Origin of the sequence: Bradyrhizobium rifense, assembly GCF_008123425.1 — a bacterium.
GTDB lineage: Bacteria > Pseudomonadota > Alphaproteobacteria > Rhizobiales > Xanthobacteraceae > Bradyrhizobium > Bradyrhizobium rifense.
Genome location: NZ_VSSS01000042.1, coordinates 63,360 through 79,080 on the forward strand (window position 1 = coordinate 63,360; position 15,721 = coordinate 79,080).

16 protein-coding genes are annotated in these 15,721 nt (G+C 64.4%); 10 read left to right on the forward strand and 6 right to left on the reverse strand.

Annotated features, from left to right (window positions below):
• The first annotated feature begins 204 nt into the window (after nucleotides 1-204).
• The 3 genes from FXB40_RS27310 (at nucleotide 205) to FXB40_RS27320 (ending at nucleotide 3,759) form a co-directional block, all read left to right on the forward strand.
• Nucleotides 205-948, forward strand: a complete 744-nt coding sequence (locus FXB40_RS27310; protein WP_246207988.1) for an outer membrane protein — start codon at nucleotides 205-207, stop codon at nucleotides 946-948.
• 160 nt (nucleotides 949-1,108) lie between these two features.
• Entirely contained in the window at nucleotides 1,109-1,918 is an 810-nt protein-coding gene (locus FXB40_RS27315) for a Hint domain-containing protein (RefSeq protein ID WP_148775231.1), read from the forward strand.
• Between the two features lie 131 nt (nucleotides 1,919-2,049).
• Nucleotides 2,050-3,759, forward strand: coding sequence for a caspase family protein (locus FXB40_RS27320; protein ID WP_148775232.1), 1,710 nt, complete (start codon nucleotides 2,050-2,052; stop codon nucleotides 3,757-3,759).
• Between the two features lie 74 nt (nucleotides 3,760-3,833).
• On the opposite strand, the gene FXB40_RS27325 is transcribed toward FXB40_RS27320, so the two are convergent.
• The 4 genes from FXB40_RS27325 to FXB40_RS27340 all read right to left on the reverse strand — a co-directional run bounded on the left by FXB40_RS27325 (nucleotide 3,834) and on the right by FXB40_RS27340 (nucleotide 7,593).
• Complete coding sequence (locus tag FXB40_RS27325; protein WP_148775233.1) at nucleotides 3,834-4,817, reverse strand: threonine/serine dehydratase family protein; 984 nt, start codon at nucleotides 4,815-4,817, stop codon at nucleotides 3,834-3,836.
• Between the two features lie 128 nt (nucleotides 4,818-4,945).
• On the reverse strand, nucleotides 4,946-6,004 hold the full coding sequence (locus FXB40_RS27330; RefSeq protein WP_148775234.1) for a glycosyltransferase family 4 protein: 1,059 nt from the start codon (nucleotides 6,002-6,004) through the stop codon (nucleotides 4,946-4,948).
• Entirely contained in the window at nucleotides 6,004-6,816 is an 813-nt protein-coding gene (locus tag FXB40_RS27335; protein WP_148775235.1) for a UDP-2,3-diacylglucosamine diphosphatase, read from the reverse strand. The genes FXB40_RS27330 and FXB40_RS27335 overlap by 1 nt, the downstream gene beginning before the upstream one ends.
• Before the next feature lie 204 nt (nucleotides 6,817-7,020).
• On the reverse strand, nucleotides 7,021-7,593 hold the full coding sequence (locus tag FXB40_RS27340) for a TetR/AcrR family transcriptional regulator (RefSeq protein ID WP_148775236.1): 573 nt from the start codon (nucleotides 7,591-7,593) through the stop codon (nucleotides 7,021-7,023).
• Nucleotides 7,594-7,711: 118 nt separating this feature from the next.
• Between FXB40_RS27340 and FXB40_RS27345 the strand changes: the two genes are divergently transcribed.
• Both FXB40_RS27345 and FXB40_RS27350 read left to right on the forward strand, forming a co-directional pair.
• Nucleotides 7,712-8,092, forward strand: coding sequence for a DUF4267 domain-containing protein (locus tag FXB40_RS27345; protein ID WP_148775394.1), 381 nt, complete (start codon nucleotides 7,712-7,714; stop codon nucleotides 8,090-8,092).
• A gap of 1 nt (nucleotide 8,093) precedes the next feature.
• The gene (locus FXB40_RS27350) at nucleotides 8,094-8,414 is read left to right on the forward strand and encodes a DoxX family protein (RefSeq protein ID WP_148775237.1); all 321 of its coding nucleotides are present in this window, start codon (nucleotides 8,094-8,096) and stop codon (nucleotides 8,412-8,414) included.
• Nucleotides 8,415-8,450: 36 nt separating this feature from the next.
• Here the strand turns inward: FXB40_RS27350 and thiD are convergent, their stop codons facing one another.
• Complete coding sequence (thiD, locus tag FXB40_RS27355; RefSeq protein ID WP_148775238.1) at nucleotides 8,451-9,251, reverse strand: bifunctional hydroxymethylpyrimidine kinase/phosphomethylpyrimidine kinase; 801 nt, start codon at nucleotides 9,249-9,251, stop codon at nucleotides 8,451-8,453.
• Nucleotides 9,252-9,534: 283 nt separating this feature from the next.
• Between thiD and FXB40_RS27360 the strand changes: the two genes are divergently transcribed.
• The 5 genes from FXB40_RS27360 to FXB40_RS27380 all read left to right on the forward strand — a co-directional run bounded on the left by FXB40_RS27360 (nucleotide 9,535) and on the right by FXB40_RS27380 (nucleotide 14,127).
• The gene (locus FXB40_RS27360) at nucleotides 9,535-11,514 is read left to right on the forward strand and encodes a hybrid sensor histidine kinase/response regulator (protein ID WP_148775239.1); all 1,980 of its coding nucleotides are present in this window, start codon (nucleotides 9,535-9,537) and stop codon (nucleotides 11,512-11,514) included.
• Nucleotides 11,515-11,629: 115 nt separating this feature from the next.
• Nucleotides 11,630-11,875, forward strand: a complete 246-nt coding sequence (locus FXB40_RS27365; protein ID WP_148775240.1) for an Lrp/AsnC ligand binding domain-containing protein — start codon at nucleotides 11,630-11,632, stop codon at nucleotides 11,873-11,875.
• A 119-nt stretch (nucleotides 11,876-11,994) separates the two neighbouring features.
• A complete protein-coding gene (locus FXB40_RS27370; RefSeq protein ID WP_148775241.1) occupies nucleotides 11,995-12,441 on the forward strand; it encodes a PqqD family protein in 447 nt (148 codons plus the stop codon).
• Complete coding sequence (locus tag FXB40_RS27375) at nucleotides 12,442-13,434, forward strand: hypothetical protein (RefSeq protein WP_148775242.1); 993 nt, start codon at nucleotides 12,442-12,444, stop codon at nucleotides 13,432-13,434.
• Between the two features lie 12 nt (nucleotides 13,435-13,446).
• A complete protein-coding gene (locus FXB40_RS27380; RefSeq protein ID WP_148775243.1) occupies nucleotides 13,447-14,127 on the forward strand; it encodes a glycosyltransferase family 2 protein in 681 nt (226 codons plus the stop codon).
• Here FXB40_RS27380 and FXB40_RS27385 read toward each other — a convergent pair.
• Complete coding sequence (locus FXB40_RS27385) at nucleotides 14,102-15,691, reverse strand: nucleotidyltransferase family protein (RefSeq protein WP_246207989.1); 1,590 nt, start codon at nucleotides 15,689-15,691, stop codon at nucleotides 14,102-14,104. The genes FXB40_RS27380 and FXB40_RS27385 overlap by 26 nt on opposite strands.
• Nucleotides 15,692-15,721 lie beyond the last annotated feature (30 nt).

A 15,721-nucleotide genomic window follows, 5' to 3' on the forward strand; every position in this document is an offset into this window, starting at 1 on the left:
GCGCTCGCAATGACGGAATTGAGGCAGGCGCTGCGCCCTCTCTCGACCCCTCCGCACATTTTGTGACGTTCACAATTCGTCCCAATGACGTGCGACGAAAAGTGCGTGGAGAAATTTGTGCGGAGTCCAGCCTCGGCAAACGTCTACATCACGAGGGCAGCGGTCGCGCGTTCTGCGACCGCAGCGAGTTGAGGCCTGCCTCCGATGAAGTTTTCCTTTCCGATCTCGATGGCTGTTGCCGGCATCGCGTGCGTCGCCGCGAGCATGAGCGCCTTGGCCGCCGACCTGCCTGCAGATCCTCCCCTGCGCGGTGCGCCGGTTTATGGCTGGCAGGGCGCCTATGTCGGCCTCGCCGGCGGCGGCGGCTTTGGACGCAGCAAACATACCGATCATCTGACCGGGCTCGACGATACGCCGCGGTTCAACGTCAATGGCGGCATTGTCGGCGGCACGGCCGGCTACAACTGGCAGCTCGCAAGCTGGGTGTTCGGTGTCGAAAGCGATTTGTCGTGGACCGGACAGAACGGCAGCTCGCTCGACAGCGGCCCCGCCGGCAATCCGGATTTTTCAAGCTTCACGAAAGTGCAATGGCTCGGCACCGTTCGCGGGCGCATCGGATATACGCCCGGAAACGTGCTGCTCTATGCAACCGCGGGCTATGCCGGTGCAGGCATTGAGGCCGGTCTGAAGTCGACTGCAACCGGCGCCGTAGAGGACAGCACCTCGTCGTGGCGATCCGGGTGGACCGTAGGTGCAGGTGCCGAATGGGCGTTTGCGCCGGCATGGTCGGCGAAGATCGAATATCTCTATGTGAAACTGAACGACGGCGGCTTCGCCACGCCCAATCTCGGTGCGGCCTTCGATCGCAGTCACGTCGCATTCGACGACAACATCGTGCGCATCGGCGTGAACTACTATTTCAGCGGCCTGCCAATACGACACTATTGAGACGCCCGCACGACGCGCGGCCTATTGTCCGATAGCGTTAAGTTTAGACTCATTCGCACGCTGATTTCTGCTATAGGTCGCGGCCAACAGGCGACAGCACGGCAGCAACGATCGCGCCGATTGCACACAAGCCGATTGCATACACAGGGACTTAAGCGCGATGTCGAACAACACGACGCCGTCGTCGAGCACAGCCACGCGCCGTGCGATCCTATCGAGAAGCCTTGGTGCGGCCGCAGCAGGCGTTGCCGCGAGCGCGATGACAACGCGCGCCGCGATGGCCGACGGCAGGCGCGTCACAGCCAATTTTGTTGGTGGCGGCGGCCGCGCCGCCGCTGGCGGCAATTGCTTCCTCAAGGGCACGCGGATTTCAACGGCAGACGGTGAGCGCAGGATCGAGGATCTCGTCGTCGGCGATCTGCTGCCCACGATGTTCGGCGGCCTACGCGCGATCCAGTGGATCGGCCGCTTCAGCCGCACCAGGAGCGATTCCACCAGACCCTGGACCAGGAGCGCACGGCCGGTCCGCATCGCCCGCTCGGCGCTCGCGCCCAACGTGCCGCACACCGATCTCTACGTGACCCAGGGTCACGCCGTGCTCGTCGACGGCCTCCTCGTCCCCGCAGGCAACCTCGTCAACGGCACGACGATTGCGCTCGACGCGGCGGATGCGCACGAAACGCTCGAATTCTTCCACATCAAGCTCGCGACCCATGACGTGATCTTCGCAGAAGGCGCGCCTTGCGAAACGCTGCTCAAGGTCGACGAGACCATGAGCAACTTCGCGGAGTATCTCCGACAGCACGGCGAGCAGGATGCGCAGGAGGCCCACTGCGCGCCCATCGTCGGCCATGGCCGCCGCAGCGCGGTGATGACGCGCGCCCGGCGGCTGGTTTCGCCGTGGCTCGGCCCGCAGAAGATCGACGTCATCGGCGCCCGCCTGGGATCGCGCACCACAGGCATCATCTGAGCTTTGCCAGCTCGCTGCGTGATTTGGATCACGCAGCGTATGACGGTGATCGCAATCACGGACCGGAACTCGAACGCGGCCTAGCTTCCTCGCAACCAATCTCGCATCGAGATGAGCCCGAGGGAGCACACATGTTCCGCCTGAAATCCGCCCTGATGACCGCCGGCCTGCTGGGAAGCCTGTTCGGCTTCGCCTGCGGCCCCGCTTCCGCACAAGTCGCCCCTGTCGAACCGGCAGCACCCGCCGCGCTGCAAGGCCCGGAGCAGCGGGTGGCGCTGGTGATCGGCAATTCGAACTACCAGAACGCGCCGCAGCTCGCCAATCCCGACAATGACGCGCAGTCGATGGCGCAGTTCCTCAACTCGGCCGGCTTCGAGGTGATCTCGGCGACCAACCTCGGCCAGAACGACATGCTGCGCGTGGTAAAGGATTTCTCGGCAAAAGTGTCCGCGCGCGGTCCGAATACGGTGGCGATGGTCTATTACGCCGGTCACGGCGTGCAGCTCGCCGGCGAGAACTATCTCGTCCCTGTTGACGCGAAGGTCTCGAACCAGACCGAGCTCGTCAACGACTCGGTCCGTCTGGTCGACGTGATGTCGACGCTGGAGACGATCCCGAGCCGGATGCGCATCGTCATCCTCGACGCCTGCCGCAACAACCCGTTTCCCAACGTCAACGACGCCGGCCGCGGCCTTGCCATCGTCGATGCGCCGAACGGCTCCATCGTCGGCTATTCGACCGCGCCGGGCGCCGAAGCGCTCGACGGCAATGGCGGCCACAGCCCCTACACGCAGGCCTTCCTGAACGTCGCGCGCGAGCCCAACGTGCCGATCGAGCAGCTGTTCAAGCGCGTGCGGCTCCAGGTCAACCAGACCACCAGCGGCGCGCAGATTCCGTGGGAGAGCTCCTCGCTCACCTCCGACTTCACCTTCTTCGGCGACACGGCGGTCGCTGCCAACCGCGCGCCGGTGAACGCACCGGTGGTGCAGATGGCCTCGAACCTGCCGAGCCGTTCGACGCGCCAGGCCTATGACTACGTCGTGTCGGAGGGCCGGCCGGAATACTATCAGGAGTTCATCCAGATGTATCCGCACGACCCGCTGTGCGACCACATCCGCTGGCTGCTGTCGAACCTTCTGCTCACGCAAGCCTGGCACCAGGCGGTGCTGACGAACTCGCCGATCGGCTATCAGGCCTTCTATAAAAACTACAGCAACACTCCCTATGCGCAGATGGCGCTGAAGCTCGAGACGCAGCCGAAGCTGATCCCCCTGATGCAGGCGACCAAGTTTCTGGCTCCGCAGAGTATTGCCCCGACGCTCAAGATCGGCAATCTCGGCCAGCCCAAATACATGCCGCTGATCCAGCAGGGCAATGGCGGCTCGCAGATGAATACCAATCTGCCGGTGGTGCAGAAGCCGGTCGACGGCGTCAGTAAGATCGTCACCCTGCCCGCGCCGACCAACACGACGACGAACAATGGCGGCATCGGCAAGATCACGACACTGCCGGTAACCACCACCAATCAGAACACCGGCAACAACAATGCCGGCACGGCCAATGGCAACCCTGGCAAGGTCGTGAGCATGCCCGTGACGATCGGCAAGGGCGGTACGACCGTCGATGCGAAGCCGGTGAACGTTCAGACGCAGAACAATCCGATCCGTATCAATAACGGCGTGAAGCTCAACAACAACCCGGTGAACAAGGTGCAGGTCCTGAACAACCAGCAGAACAACCGGCCGCAGTTCAATGCGATGGGGAATGGCGGCGGCAACAACCTCCGTCAGTCGATGAACCAGTCAAACGGCGGCAACAACCACCGCAGCTTCATGCACTGATCGCATCAGCCACACATGACGAAGGGGCAGAGCGGCAACGCTCTGCCCCTTCGTCATGTCAGAAGCTCAAAAACTCAGGCCACTAGCTCGGCGAACAGATCCGCATCGACGTTGCCGCCGGAGAGCACGATGACCACGTTCTTCCCAGTGACGTCGAGACGCCCCGCAAGCAGAGCAGCAAGGCCCACCGCACCGCCGGGCTCGACCACGAGCTTCAGCTCGCGATAGGCAAAGGCGACGGCCGCGCCGACTTCCTTGTCCGACGCGGTCACGCCGCGCGCCAAAAGCTTGCTGTTGATCGCAAAGGTCATCTCGCCGGGGATCAGCGCCATCAGCGCATCGCAGATGGTACGGCCCGCCGGCGCGTGCGGCTCGCGATGGCCTGCGGTCAGCGACAGGCCGTGATCGTCGAATGCCTCGGGCTCGGCCACCACGATCTCGGCTTGCGGATAGCGCGCCTTCACGGCGGTCGCGACGCCTGCAATCAGGCCGCCGCCGGAGGCCGGCGCCACCACGATGTCGGGTGAGAGGCCGAGCGTCGCCATGTCCTCGGCAATCTCGCGGCCGGCGGTGCCCTGCCCTGCGATCACGAAGGGATCGTCATAGGGCCTGACCAGCGTCGCGCCGCGCTTCTCGGCGATGCCGCGCGAGATCGCCTCACGGTCGTCGCGGTCGCGATCGTAGAGCACGACCTCGGCACCATAGGATTTGGTGCGCTCACGCTTCGAGAGCGGCGCGTCCGCCGGCATCACGATCGTCGCCTGCATGTCGAGGATTTTTGCCGCCGCCGCCACGCCCTGGGCGTGGTTGCCGGAGGAGAACGCGACGACGCCGCCGGCGCGCTTGTCCTGCGGGATCGAGAACACCTTGTTGAAGGCGCCTCGGAACTTGAAGGAGCCGGTGCGCTGGAGCATCTCCGGCTTCAGGAACACTTTTGCGCCGACGCGCTCGTTGAGCACGGGAAAGGACAACAGCGGGGTGCGGACGGCGAAGGGCGCGAGCACGCGCGCTGCGGCATCGATATCGGCAGGGCCGATCGGAAGGGGCTGTTCGGTCATGTCAGATGTTATCGCGACGGATGCGGCGCGGGCAAGACACCTCCGCGCGAGGATCCCATAGCGTTTTCGAGCGAAGTGGATACCGGTTCGCGTGAAGAAAAACGCGTCAAAACAAGAATCTACACTTCTCAGGCGGCAAACCGGTCCGGGTCCGCCCCATTCCGAGCCGGCAGCACCGCGCCAACCGCAAAAATGCTGTCCACAAAAGCCCTCGCCGAGGCTTCCCAGGTGTAATTGGAGGCGAATTCGACGCAGGCCTGCCTGGAGATATCGAGCGCCGCGAAGCAGGCATGGCGCAAATCATGGTCCAGCGCACCCACCGGCGCATCGCCGATGACGTCGCGCGGCCCCTTCACCGGGAACGCCGCGACCGGCAGGCCGCTCGCCAGCGCCTCGAGCAGGACCAGGCCGAACGTGTCGGTCTTGCTCGGGAACACGAAGACGTCGGCCGCCGCATAGATATCGGCCAATTCCTCGCCGTGCTTCTCACCCAGGAAGATCGCGTCCGAATAGGCCTCTTCCAGTGCGTTGCGCGCCGGGCCGTCGCCGACGATCACCTTGGTGCCGGGCAGATCGAGGTCGAGGAACGCCTCGAGGTTCTTCTCCACCGCGACGCGGCCGACCGAAAGGAACACCGGGGCCGGCAGGCAGAGGTCGATGGCGCGAGGATGGAACAAATGGGTGTCGACGCCGCGCGGCCACAGCACGACATTGTCGAAACCGCGCTCGCCGAGCTCCCGGGCCAGCGCGGGCGTTGCCGCCATCACGGCCCGACTCGGGCCATGGAAACGCCGCAGCGCCCGCCAGATCAGGGATTCCGGAACCGGCACCCGGGCGCGGACATATTCGGGAAAGCGGGTGTGGAAGCTGGTCGTGAACGGCAGCTTGCGCTGCCGGCAATAGCGGCGGACCATCAGGCCGATCGGCCCCTCCGTCGCGATGTGGATGCTGTCGGGCCGCGCTTCCTCGATCAGCTTTGCGATCCGCGCCGGGCGCGGCATGGCGAGCCGCACGTCGCGATAGCTCGGCATCGCAAAGGTGCGGAACGATTGCGGCGTCAGGAACGTGAACTCGACACCAAGACCTTCGACGGTCAGCGTCTTGGCGGCGTCAGCGAGCTTGGTCAGCGTCCGAACCACCCCGTTGACTTGCGGGTGCCAGGCGTCGGTCGCGACCAGGATGCGCATCAAGCCGCCCTTGCCGCCACCTGCGGCACCTGTGCCGGTTTCTGCGCGTGGTCCGCCCAGGTGATGATCTCGAAACGGCCGTCATCGTGCTCGACGAGCGCAGTGCAGCTCTCGACCCAGTCGCCGCAATTCATGTAGCGGATGCCGTTCTCGTCGCGGATTACGGCGTAGTGGATGTGGCCGCAGATCACGCCGTCGGCGTCATGGCGTCGTGCTTCGGCCGAGAGCGCCTGCTCGAACGCGCCGATATAGTTGACGGCGTTCTTGACCTTCTGCTTGGCCCATTGCGACAGCGACCAGTAGGGCACCTTGAACAGGCGGCGGAAGAAGTTGACGAAGCGATTCATCTGGATCGCGAAGTCGTAGGCCTTGTCGCCAAGATGGGCGAGCCAGCGCGCGTTCTGCACCACAAGGTCGAAGATGTCGCCGTGGATGACGAGATAACGCTTGCCGTCCACGCCGGTGTGGACAGTGTTCTCGACGACGTCGATGCCGCCGAAATGCGTGCCGTAATAGTTGCGCAGGAACTCGTCGTGATTGCCGGGCACGTAAATGATCTTAGCGCCCTTGCGCGCCTTGCGCAGCAGCTTCTGCACCAAATCGTTGTGCGATTGCGGCCAGTGCCAGCTCGATTTCAGCGCCCAGCCATCGACGATGTCGCCGACGAGATAGATCGTGTCGGCATCGTGGTAGCGCAGGAAGTCCAGCAAAAGGTCGGCTTGCGAGCCGCGGGCTCCGAGATGAACGTCGGAGATAAACAAGGTGCGAAAGCGCCTTTCAGGGCTCTCGTCACTCACATCGTAACTTCCCATGCGACAGCCTGTAACAATGTCCCGTGACAGGGGGATGACCAATTGAACCTTTGAGGCACCCTCAGATACGAATCAAACCTCGCCTCGCCCTCCCCGCGAATATCAGTCGCATGCGACAATCAGGCGACATGAGGCGGCACTGGGTGCCCGCAAAAGTCCGGGCCGGAGCGCGGCACACACCAAATGACGCGAGTCGTAGGCGCGCTATTTTCCGGAAACGACGATCGTCCGAACAATGAAGGCGATGCGTTCACTCCGCGCGCTGAGCCTAATTCGGCCCGAACGTTCGAGTTCAACGAGCCCATGCAGGGCCGCCCAAAAGGTCTCGGTCGCGACCTCCACATCGACGCAAAACGGCGTCACGACCGCCGCAAGCGCTTCGAAACCGGCCCGTAGTTCCGGTCTGGTCCCGGCTTCGGCGAAGCGCAGATTCGTCGGAAGAGTGAACATGGCCTCATAGAGCGCTGGATTGCGGAGTGCAAAGGCGAGATAGGCCGTCGCGACATTCTTGATGGCGTTTCGTCCGGTCGGCCCGCTTGCCGCCTCCCGAAGAGCCACGGCGATGTCCCGGAAACCCTCGAGGGCTACTGCGGTGACGATCGCATCCCTGTTTTCGAAATGTGAGTAGAGGACCGGCTGACTGTGTTCGATCTCGTCGGCAAGCCGACGGATCGTAACGGCGTTCCATCCCTCGCGCTCCGCGATCACGCGCGCCGCCGCGACGATCCGGCGTTCACGTTCAGCACGCTGCCTGTCTTTCCGCTCGGCGATCCCCAACCTTCGATCTCCCAGGCCAAGATGGTCGACACTTATTATCGATGCTTGACGATCTAGCAATGCTAGACTACATAACCTAGCAACGCTAGATTATCGTGGATAGATAGAAATGAATCTCATGCATTGGCTTCCGCTTGGAACAGCAGTGCTCCTGGCTTTCGGGATCATCGCGATCGGCACCCAATATGTCGTGAGCCCGAGGACCGCGACGCGCAGTTTCGGCCTGCCGCTCCCTGAAGACGGCGCCAACACTGACTGGTGGCTTCGCCTCAAGGGCGTTCGCGACATCGCGTCGGGATTGACCGTGCTGGCATTCATGGCGTGGGGTGTCCCCCGCGGGGTCGGCATCATCCTGCTTGTTGAAGCCATCATCCCCATCGGCGACATGCTGGTCGTGCTTGGCCGCAAAGGCTCTGCAAGAAGCGCGTTCGGCATTCACGGCCTCACGGCGGCAATCATGGTTCTGGCAGCCATCCCCATGATGATGGATGTGCCCTGAGATGGCCCATGTTGTTTCTGTCTGTCTGCTCGTCGCCGGACCCTTTGGCGCAGGCCTCTACAACGCGATCGGCACGTCCGCGACGCAAAGCAGCTTCGTTCGATGGGGTTACCCGCGCTGGTGGGGCAGCCTTACAGGCGGACTGGAGATGGTCAGCGCCCTTCTGATTGCGCTCCCTGCCAGTCGCGTTGTTGGCCTGGCGCTAGGTGCGGCAATCATTTTGGCCGCGGTTCTGACCGTCCTGCGCCACCGCGAATTTTCGCACCTTGTACCGCTTGGAGTGTTTGCCACCTTGATGGCTCTCGCAGGAACGTTGTCTTGAGGGCCGACAGTGCCGGCCCGCGATCCGCAGCCGGCGTCAGTAAAACTTGTGGAAATGATGGATCGGCCCGTGGCCGTGTCCGACGCTGAAGCGGTCGGCAGCTTCAATCGCCGCACTGATCCAGCCCTTGGCGTTGCGCACGGCCGTCTCGAGAACCTCGCCCTTGGCGAGGCCCGCCGCAACCGCCGAGGACAGCGAGCAGCCGGTGCCATGGGTGTTGCGCGTGGCGACGCGCGACGCCGCAAGCGCGATCGTTTTGTCGGCGCTGACGAGATAGTCGATGCTCTCACGGCCCTCGCCATGCCCGCCCTTGATCAGGACCGCGCGGCAGCCGAGTTCGAGCAGACGACGCCCCTGGCTTTCGATCTCGGTCTCGCTTCGCGCGATCGGCTCGTCCAGTAACGCGGCCGCCTCCGGCAGATTGGGCGTGATCACCGACGCCAGCCGCATCAGCTTCGTACGCAACGCCTCGACTGCTTCCGCGGCGAGCAGGCGATCGCCCGAGGTTGCGACCATCACGGGGTCGAGCACGATATGACGAGGTTTCCAGCGCGCCAGCGCAGAGGCGATCGCATCGATGCTCCCGGCTTGCGCCACCATGCCGATCTTCACCGCGCCGACATCGAGATCGGAGAACACCGCATCGATCTGCGCGGTGACAAATTCCGCGGGCACCGCATGAATGCCTGTAACGCCTTTGGTGTTCTGCGCCGTCAGCGCCGTAATCGCGGACGCGCCATAGACCCCGAGCGCGGCAAAAGTCTTCAGGTCGGCCTGAATGCCGGCGCCGCCGCTCGAATCGGACCCTGCGATGGTGAGCGCCACGGGCGTCGTCATCGCGGAAGACACTTGCTTGATAAGGACACCGCCATGGCCTGTCCTAGCGCGCTCGCGGGGCCCCAGCAAGCCGGATCGGCCGCGATTCGCGGCACCGGCGAATCAGCCAGCCGTAATCCGGCGAGGCGCTGTCGACCCTCGACCATGCAAACGCTGCAAAATTTAGCCCGATATCGCCTTGGCCCTTGGCGTCGATACCGAGGAGTGAGACGTTAGCGGTGCAACCGTCCAACGACAATGTTGCGGGCTCGCCCCTGGCCCGCAAGTCTATCGGAGTGGAATCATGTGGGCCTACTTCGAACGCATCCTCGACTCCTCGATGTTTTCACCGCACGGCATCTGCCTGCTCTGGGAGCCCGAGCTGATCTGGCTGCACGTCGTCTCGGACGCCTGCATTGCACTGGCCTATTTCTCGATCCCGTTTGCGCTCGCGATCCTCGTCACCAAACGGCGCGACCTCCAGTTCGGCTGGGTCTTTTGGGCGTTCGCGATCTTCATCATGGCCTGCGGCCTGACGCACGTGCTGTCGATCTACACGCTCTGGGTTCCGATCTACGGCATCGAGGGCCTGGTCAAGGCAGCGACAGCGATCGCGTCGATCTTCACCGCAGCCGCGCTCTGGCCGCTGCTGCCAAAAATCCTGACGATCCCCTCCCCGTTCGAGCTGCAGAAGGTTCGGGCCGCACTCGAAGAGGAGGAGATCAAGAGCCGGGACGCGACGCTGTTGCTCAAACAAGTCGGTGACGCCCAGCGCGCGATGCGCGAGAGCATGACGCGCCTCACCGCCGTGGTCGAGACCGCGGTGGACGGCGTCATCCTGTTCGATGCGCAAGCCCGCATTCTGCTGTTCAACCCCGCCTGCGAACGGTTGTTCGGCTATCGCGCCGACGAGGTCATGAATCTCGACATTGGAATGCTGATGTCCGACGAGAAGAGACCCTCATCCACCAGTCATGCGCGGCGTCTCGCAACCGGGGAAGCCGCCGGTCTGCGCAAGGACGGATCGACCTTCCCGATGGACCTTTCGGTGGGCCAGGCGTGGCAGGACGGCGAGCTGATCTACGTCGGCATCGTTCACGACCTGACCAGACGCAAGCTGACCGAGCAGCAGCTCCAGCAGGCGCAGAAGATGGAGACGGTCGGCCAGCTCTCCGGCGGCATCGCCCATGACTTCAACAATCTGCTGACCGTCATCATCGGCAATGCCGAGCTTCTGAGCGAGCAGCTCAAGACCCGGCCCGACCTGCGGCAATTTGCCGACGACATCTGCGAGTCCGGCGAACGCGGCGCTGAGCTGACGCAGCGGCTGCTCGCGTTCAGCCGTCGCCAGCTGCTCCAGCCGCGGGCGATCGATTGCCGCGACCTGCTGCAGTCCATGCTCAAGCTGCTCAAGCGGACCTTGCGTGAAAACATCGAGATCAAGGCGACATTCGGTCCTGGCACCATCCAGGCCTTTGCCGACCGTGCCCAGCTCGAATCCGCCGTGCTGAACCTTGCGCTCAACGCGCAGGACGCGATGCCGTCCGGCGGACATCTGACGCTGAGCACGGAGCTCGCCGCAATCGACGAGGACTATCGTGCCATGCACCCGGAAGTGGCATCTGGCAGCTACGCGCTGATCTCCGTCACCGATGACGGTGAAGGCATGACACCCGAGGTGATCGAGCGCGCGTTCGAGCCGTTCTTCACCACCAAGGAGGTCGGCAAGGGCTCGGGGCTCGGGCTGAGCATGGTCTATGGCTTCGCAAAGCAGTCTGACGGCCATGTCGCGATCTATAGCGAGCAGGGTCTGGGGACGACGGTCCGGATTTACCTGCCGCGCGCCGGCGGCGGACAATCGCCGACCGACGTGCTGGACAGCGAGGACACCGCGCCGCGCGGGCACGAGACCATCCTGATCGCGGAGGACGATCCGTTCGTGCGCTCCTCGGTCATCCAAAGGGTCGAGGCGCTCGGCTATCGCGTCGTCGCCGCCGTCAACGGCAACGAGGCCCTGCAGCGGCTGCGCGCCGACCCCGGCATTGACATGCTGTTCACCGATATCGTCATGCCCGGCGGGATGAGCGGCTGGGAGCTCGCCGACCAGGCCCGGCGGATTCGGCCGGGCCTGCCGGTGCTGTTCACCTCGGGCTATGCGCTGGAGACCCTGGTCGAGCAGGGCCGTGCGCAGGCGGAAGCGGTGGTCCTGACCAAGCCCTATCGCAGGACCGAGCTCGCCCAGCGGCTCAGGGACGCCTTCGCCGCGGCGACGGTGAATTCGTAGGGCAAAACCGGTATTTGCGCGCGGGTGTCTTATCCCCGCGGGCAGCAAGTCCGCTTGCTAAATCCGGCCGGTTTTGGCCTATTAGCCGGAAGAATACGCTTTCGGAGTGACTGCAATGGTTCCCTTCTTCGTCCAGATCAAATGCAAGCTTGGCCAATCCTATGTGGTCGCCAATGCGCTTGCCGAAGCCGAGATCGCCTCCGAGATCTACTCCACGGCTGGCCATTACGATTTGCTGGTGAAGTTCTATGTCGACAACGACACCGACATCGGCCACTTCATCAACGAGAAAGTGCAGGTGCTGCCCGGCATCCAGGACACGCTCACCATCATCACTTTCAAGGCGTTTGGCGCCAGCTAGCCGGCGCAATTGGCGCAGGCCGCGATGTTGCGCCGCCGGGCGCCTGTGCTAGCGTCCGGGCCTTCGAATTGCGATCTTTGGAATTGAAGTGAGTACTGCAAGTCATGGTACTATAAGTCATGGCCCTCACCACGACGGTGCCGCTGCTGATCAGCCAGCAATTCGATAGTGAAGTCGTGTTGGCCAACTATCAGAATGGCGTCTACTATAACCTCGACGGCAGCGCTGCGCAGATCTGGCTCGGCCTCAAGCTCAACCGAACGGTTGAGGAGATCGGACGCGCGTTGGCTGCCGCGACGGACGGCGATGTGACGTCGATCACGCAACAGGTGCAAGCCTTCGTCGACAGCATGCTGGCGGAAGGCCTGATCGCGAACGGTGCCGCCGATGCGCGCAGTGAGGCCCCCATCGAGACCTGGACACCGATGCTGTCGGGCGCATTCGTCGCCCCGGAATTCCAGCGCTTCGACAATCTGCGGGAGCTGTTGTTGATGGATCCCGTGCACGATGCCGGCGAAGAAGGCTGGCCGCTGCGCGAGAACCAAGAAAAACTACAAGAGAACTAGATGAAAGCTAGCGATCTCATCCGGCGGGAGATCGCGGGGGTCTTCGCCAGGACAGCATCAGAGCCGATCGAAGCGCAGGCGCGCTGCGGGCCGTTCGCCTTGCGCCTCAGCTTCGCGTCGCAGGATCTGGCCCGCATGTTCCTGCCGGCCTATGTCCAGCGCGCGGGAGACAGCGTCGATCTCGACCTCCGCTTCATCACCGCTGCCGACCATGATCTCTCGGCGCTGGTGCCGGAGGCCTCTGAAAAACCGCGGCTCCTGATCGAGGACGGCATCTATTCGGTATGGCAGCCGGCCATCATTCCCGTGCTGTACGCGATCGATCTGGTGGCGCGGCGCGGCATCGCATGGCTACCGAAGGGCGAGGCGCCGCCCTGGATCCGCAGCCGTCCCGCGATCTCGCTGATCCACGCTTTGATGCACGAGACGCCCTGGTGCGCCGTCCATGCCGCGGCCATCGGAAGCACGGCAGGTTTCACGCTGCTCGCCGGTGAAGGTCACAGCGGCAAGACCACTGCGGCGCTCGCCTGCGTCAAGGCCGGCTGGCGCTACGCGGGCGACGACTTCGTCGCGGTCAACAGCGCCACCGGCGCGATCGAGCCGCTGTTCTGCTCGGCGCGGCTGCGCCCTGCCCTGGTCGACGCGTTTGGCGACCTCATCGGCGACACCACGCCGGTGTCGGATTTCAACGGCGAACTGCGCCACGAGCTCAGCCTTGCCAATCTCGGCGAGCGCATCGGCGGCGGCAAGTTGCGGGCGCTCTTCATTCCGCGCCGGCGCGGTGCGACGTCACCTGAATTCACGCCTGCGAAGCAATCGGATGCATTTCGCGCGCTGCTGCCGACCACGGCCTACGAGCTGCCGGGATGGCCGAACAGGATTGCCGAAAAGGTGGCGCGGATCGCAGGTCTCGCGCCCGTGTTCTTTGCCGATACCGGCACCAGGCCTGCCGAGATTCCCGCCGCGTTCGCCGATCAACTGCAACGGCTCTGAGGCCGCACCGACATGCGTGTCTCCGTCATCATCGCCGCCTACAATGCCGAGGCCTACATTGCCGAGGCGGTCGCGAGCGTGCTCGGCCAGACCGTGCCGCCCGATGAAGTGATCGTCATCGACGACGGCTCGACCGACGGCACACGCCATGTGCTCGGCCAGTTCGGCGACCGCATCACCGTGCTCACGCAAGACAACAGCGGCCAGGCCGTCGCCGTCAACAAGGCGCTCGCGACCGCGCAAGGCGATCTGATCGGCTTCTGCGATGCGGACGACCTCTGGACGCGGCGCAAGCTCGAGCTGCAGCTGGCGCTGCTGGAGCGTCAGGGCGACGTCGAGGCCGTGTTCGGCAAGGTCGAGCAATTCGTCAGCCCCGACGTACCGGACGAACAGCGCGAGCGCCTCAGGCCCGCGGTCACGGTTATGCCGGGCGAGCTGAAGCAATGCATGCTGATCCGGCGCGCTGCGCTCGACCGCGCCGGGCCGTTCGACGAGAGCCTGCCCGCGACCTTCTTCATCGCATGGCTCGGCCGCGCCAAGCAGCACGGCCTGACAAGCGCGCATGTCGACGACGTCGTCGTGCGCCGCCGGCTGCATCTCGGCAATGGCGGACGCATCAACACGGACGCTCAGAACCGCGAGACGCTGCTGGCGCTGCGCAAGGCTATCAAGGCCCGGCGCCCGCCGGAGTGAACACCGTCACGCCGTTGATCGCGACCTGCTTCACGAACAGCCCGAGCAGGCGGGGATCGATCGAATGGCCGATGTCCGCCGGGCGCTGGCCATCGAGCATCCGCAGCGCAACGACGATCTTGCGTTGGCCGCGGCCTACGACGCTTGCCTGCAGCGCGATCTTGTACGGCATCGCATCAGCGCGCCCCGCCGCCATCTGCTGGACCGATCCGATGCCGGCATAGGCGACGAAGCGAAAATTGTCCGTGCCAGGCGGCAGGAACGGCACCACCACGAGCTCCACGGCGACGGGATCGCGCGTCTGCTCGCCGACGGGCACTTCAAGGACCGCGAAGTGACGGTCGGTCCACCGCCCCTCGTCCTCCGGAATGGAAAATCCCTGCCCGAACCAGACGCCGCTCCCGCGCGACGGATACGCCGCGCGCGCAATCTGCTGCCAGATCCGCTTCAGGATCGCGTCTCTGAAGTGTGGGAAATGCACGATGCCTGCATCGAGCGCCGCGATCGCCGCGCCGGGCAGTTTTGGCCAATCCCACACCCGGAACGGCGCCTTGAAGCGCGCGCGAAGTGACGTGAAGAAGGCGACGCCGAATTGCTGCCATGGCGTGCGCTGCGCGCGCGGCACCGCGCGGATTGCGATCTCGATCGACTTCCCCGGCGGGCCGTAGTCCCACAATTGCTCCACCAGACCATCGGGAATGAGGGCCGGCATCTCGCGCGCGACCACGTCGAGCAATTGCGCCGCAAACAGGCTGCCATTGTAGCGCGTCACGATGGCGCGGAAGCGGTCCCAATCGACCTTCGCGCCGGCTTTGCTTTCAAGCACATGGACGAATTCGAGCGCGCGCGACACCATCTCGTTCTGATCGGCGGGCTCCGGCCGCATCGCCGCGATCGCCAGATGCTCGGCAACACCGGGGATCAGCACCTCATGGGTCAGCAGCGTCCCGGTCTCGGCGGTCGCGAACAGCTCTTCAGTAAAGCCTTCGTCGTCGAGCCAGAACAGGGCCCGCCAGTGCAGGTCGATGGCCCGGGCGAAGCCGGCCCGCGACATCGCCACCGCATGGATGTCGCGATCGAAATCGGATTCCTGGAACAGCTCGACCCGCATGCCGTGGCTGCGGAAACCGGCCTGCCGCAGCAGCTCGATCGCGCGCGGCGCATCAGTGCGGCGGACCAGGAGATCGTAATCTCCCGTCATGCGCTTCGCCATGTAGCTCCCGTCGCGCGCGAACAGCGCGCCGCCCTTGATCAGCAGCGCGGCGATGCCGGCGGCCTTGAGCGCTGCGGACGCCGCGACGACATCGCGCACCCGCGTCGCATTCGACAGCCAGACATGCTTGACGACGCCGCGCATCTTTTTGGTGTCGGCATCGACAATGCCGGCCATGTCGGCGGTCGCCACAAGCAGCGGCATGGTGCGGTAGACGACCTCGTCGGCCGCATCGAGCGGCTCGGAGGCGCGCCAGGCCCGAAAGGCGTCGATGGCGATTTGGCCCTGTCCGAGAGCGGCGCGAAACAACGTGAGATGACGGGGGCCGAGCGCAGCCGGGAGCTTTGGCACGATCTCAACCGAACGGCTGAGCCGCGGGGC

Excerpts from the sequence above, each read along its gene's own strand:
- FXB40_RS27310 (WP_246207988.1), top strand. The coding sequence starts at position 205 with ATGAAGTTTTCCTTTCCGATCTCGATGGCTGTTGCCGGCATCGCGTGC.
- FXB40_RS27315 (WP_148775231.1), top strand. The coding sequence starts at position 1,109 with ATGTCGAACAACACGACGCCGTCGTCGAGCACAGCCACGCGCCGTGCG.
- FXB40_RS27320 (WP_148775232.1), top strand. The coding sequence starts at position 2,050 with ATGTTCCGCCTGAAATCCGCCCTGATGACCGCCGGCCTGCTGGGAAGC.
- FXB40_RS27325 (WP_148775233.1), bottom strand. The coding sequence starts at position 4,817 with ATGACCGAACAGCCCCTTCCGATCGGCCCTGCCGATATCGATGCCGCA.
- FXB40_RS27330 (WP_148775234.1), bottom strand. The coding sequence starts at position 6,004 with ATGCGCATCCTGGTCGCGACCGACGCCTGGCACCCGCAAGTCAACGGG.
- FXB40_RS27335 (WP_148775235.1), bottom strand. The coding sequence starts at position 6,816 with ATGGGAAGTTACGATGTGAGTGACGAGAGCCCTGAAAGGCGCTTTCGC.
- FXB40_RS27345 (WP_148775394.1), top strand. The coding sequence starts at position 7,712 with ATGCATTGGCTTCCGCTTGGAACAGCAGTGCTCCTGGCTTTCGGGATC.
- FXB40_RS27350 (WP_148775237.1), top strand. The coding sequence starts at position 8,094 with ATGGCCCATGTTGTTTCTGTCTGTCTGCTCGTCGCCGGACCCTTTGGC.
- thiD (WP_148775238.1), bottom strand. The coding sequence starts at position 9,251 with ATGACGACGCCCGTGGCGCTCACCATCGCAGGGTCCGATTCGAGCGGC.
- FXB40_RS27360 (WP_148775239.1), top strand. The coding sequence starts at position 9,535 with ATGTGGGCCTACTTCGAACGCATCCTCGACTCCTCGATGTTTTCACCG.
- FXB40_RS27365 (WP_148775240.1), top strand. The coding sequence starts at position 11,630 with ATGGTTCCCTTCTTCGTCCAGATCAAATGCAAGCTTGGCCAATCCTAT.
- FXB40_RS27370 (WP_148775241.1), top strand. The coding sequence starts at position 11,995 with ATGGCCCTCACCACGACGGTGCCGCTGCTGATCAGCCAGCAATTCGAT.
- FXB40_RS27375 (WP_148775242.1), top strand. The coding sequence starts at position 12,442 with ATGAAAGCTAGCGATCTCATCCGGCGGGAGATCGCGGGGGTCTTCGCC.
- FXB40_RS27380 (WP_148775243.1), top strand. The coding sequence starts at position 13,447 with ATGCGTGTCTCCGTCATCATCGCCGCCTACAATGCCGAGGCCTACATT.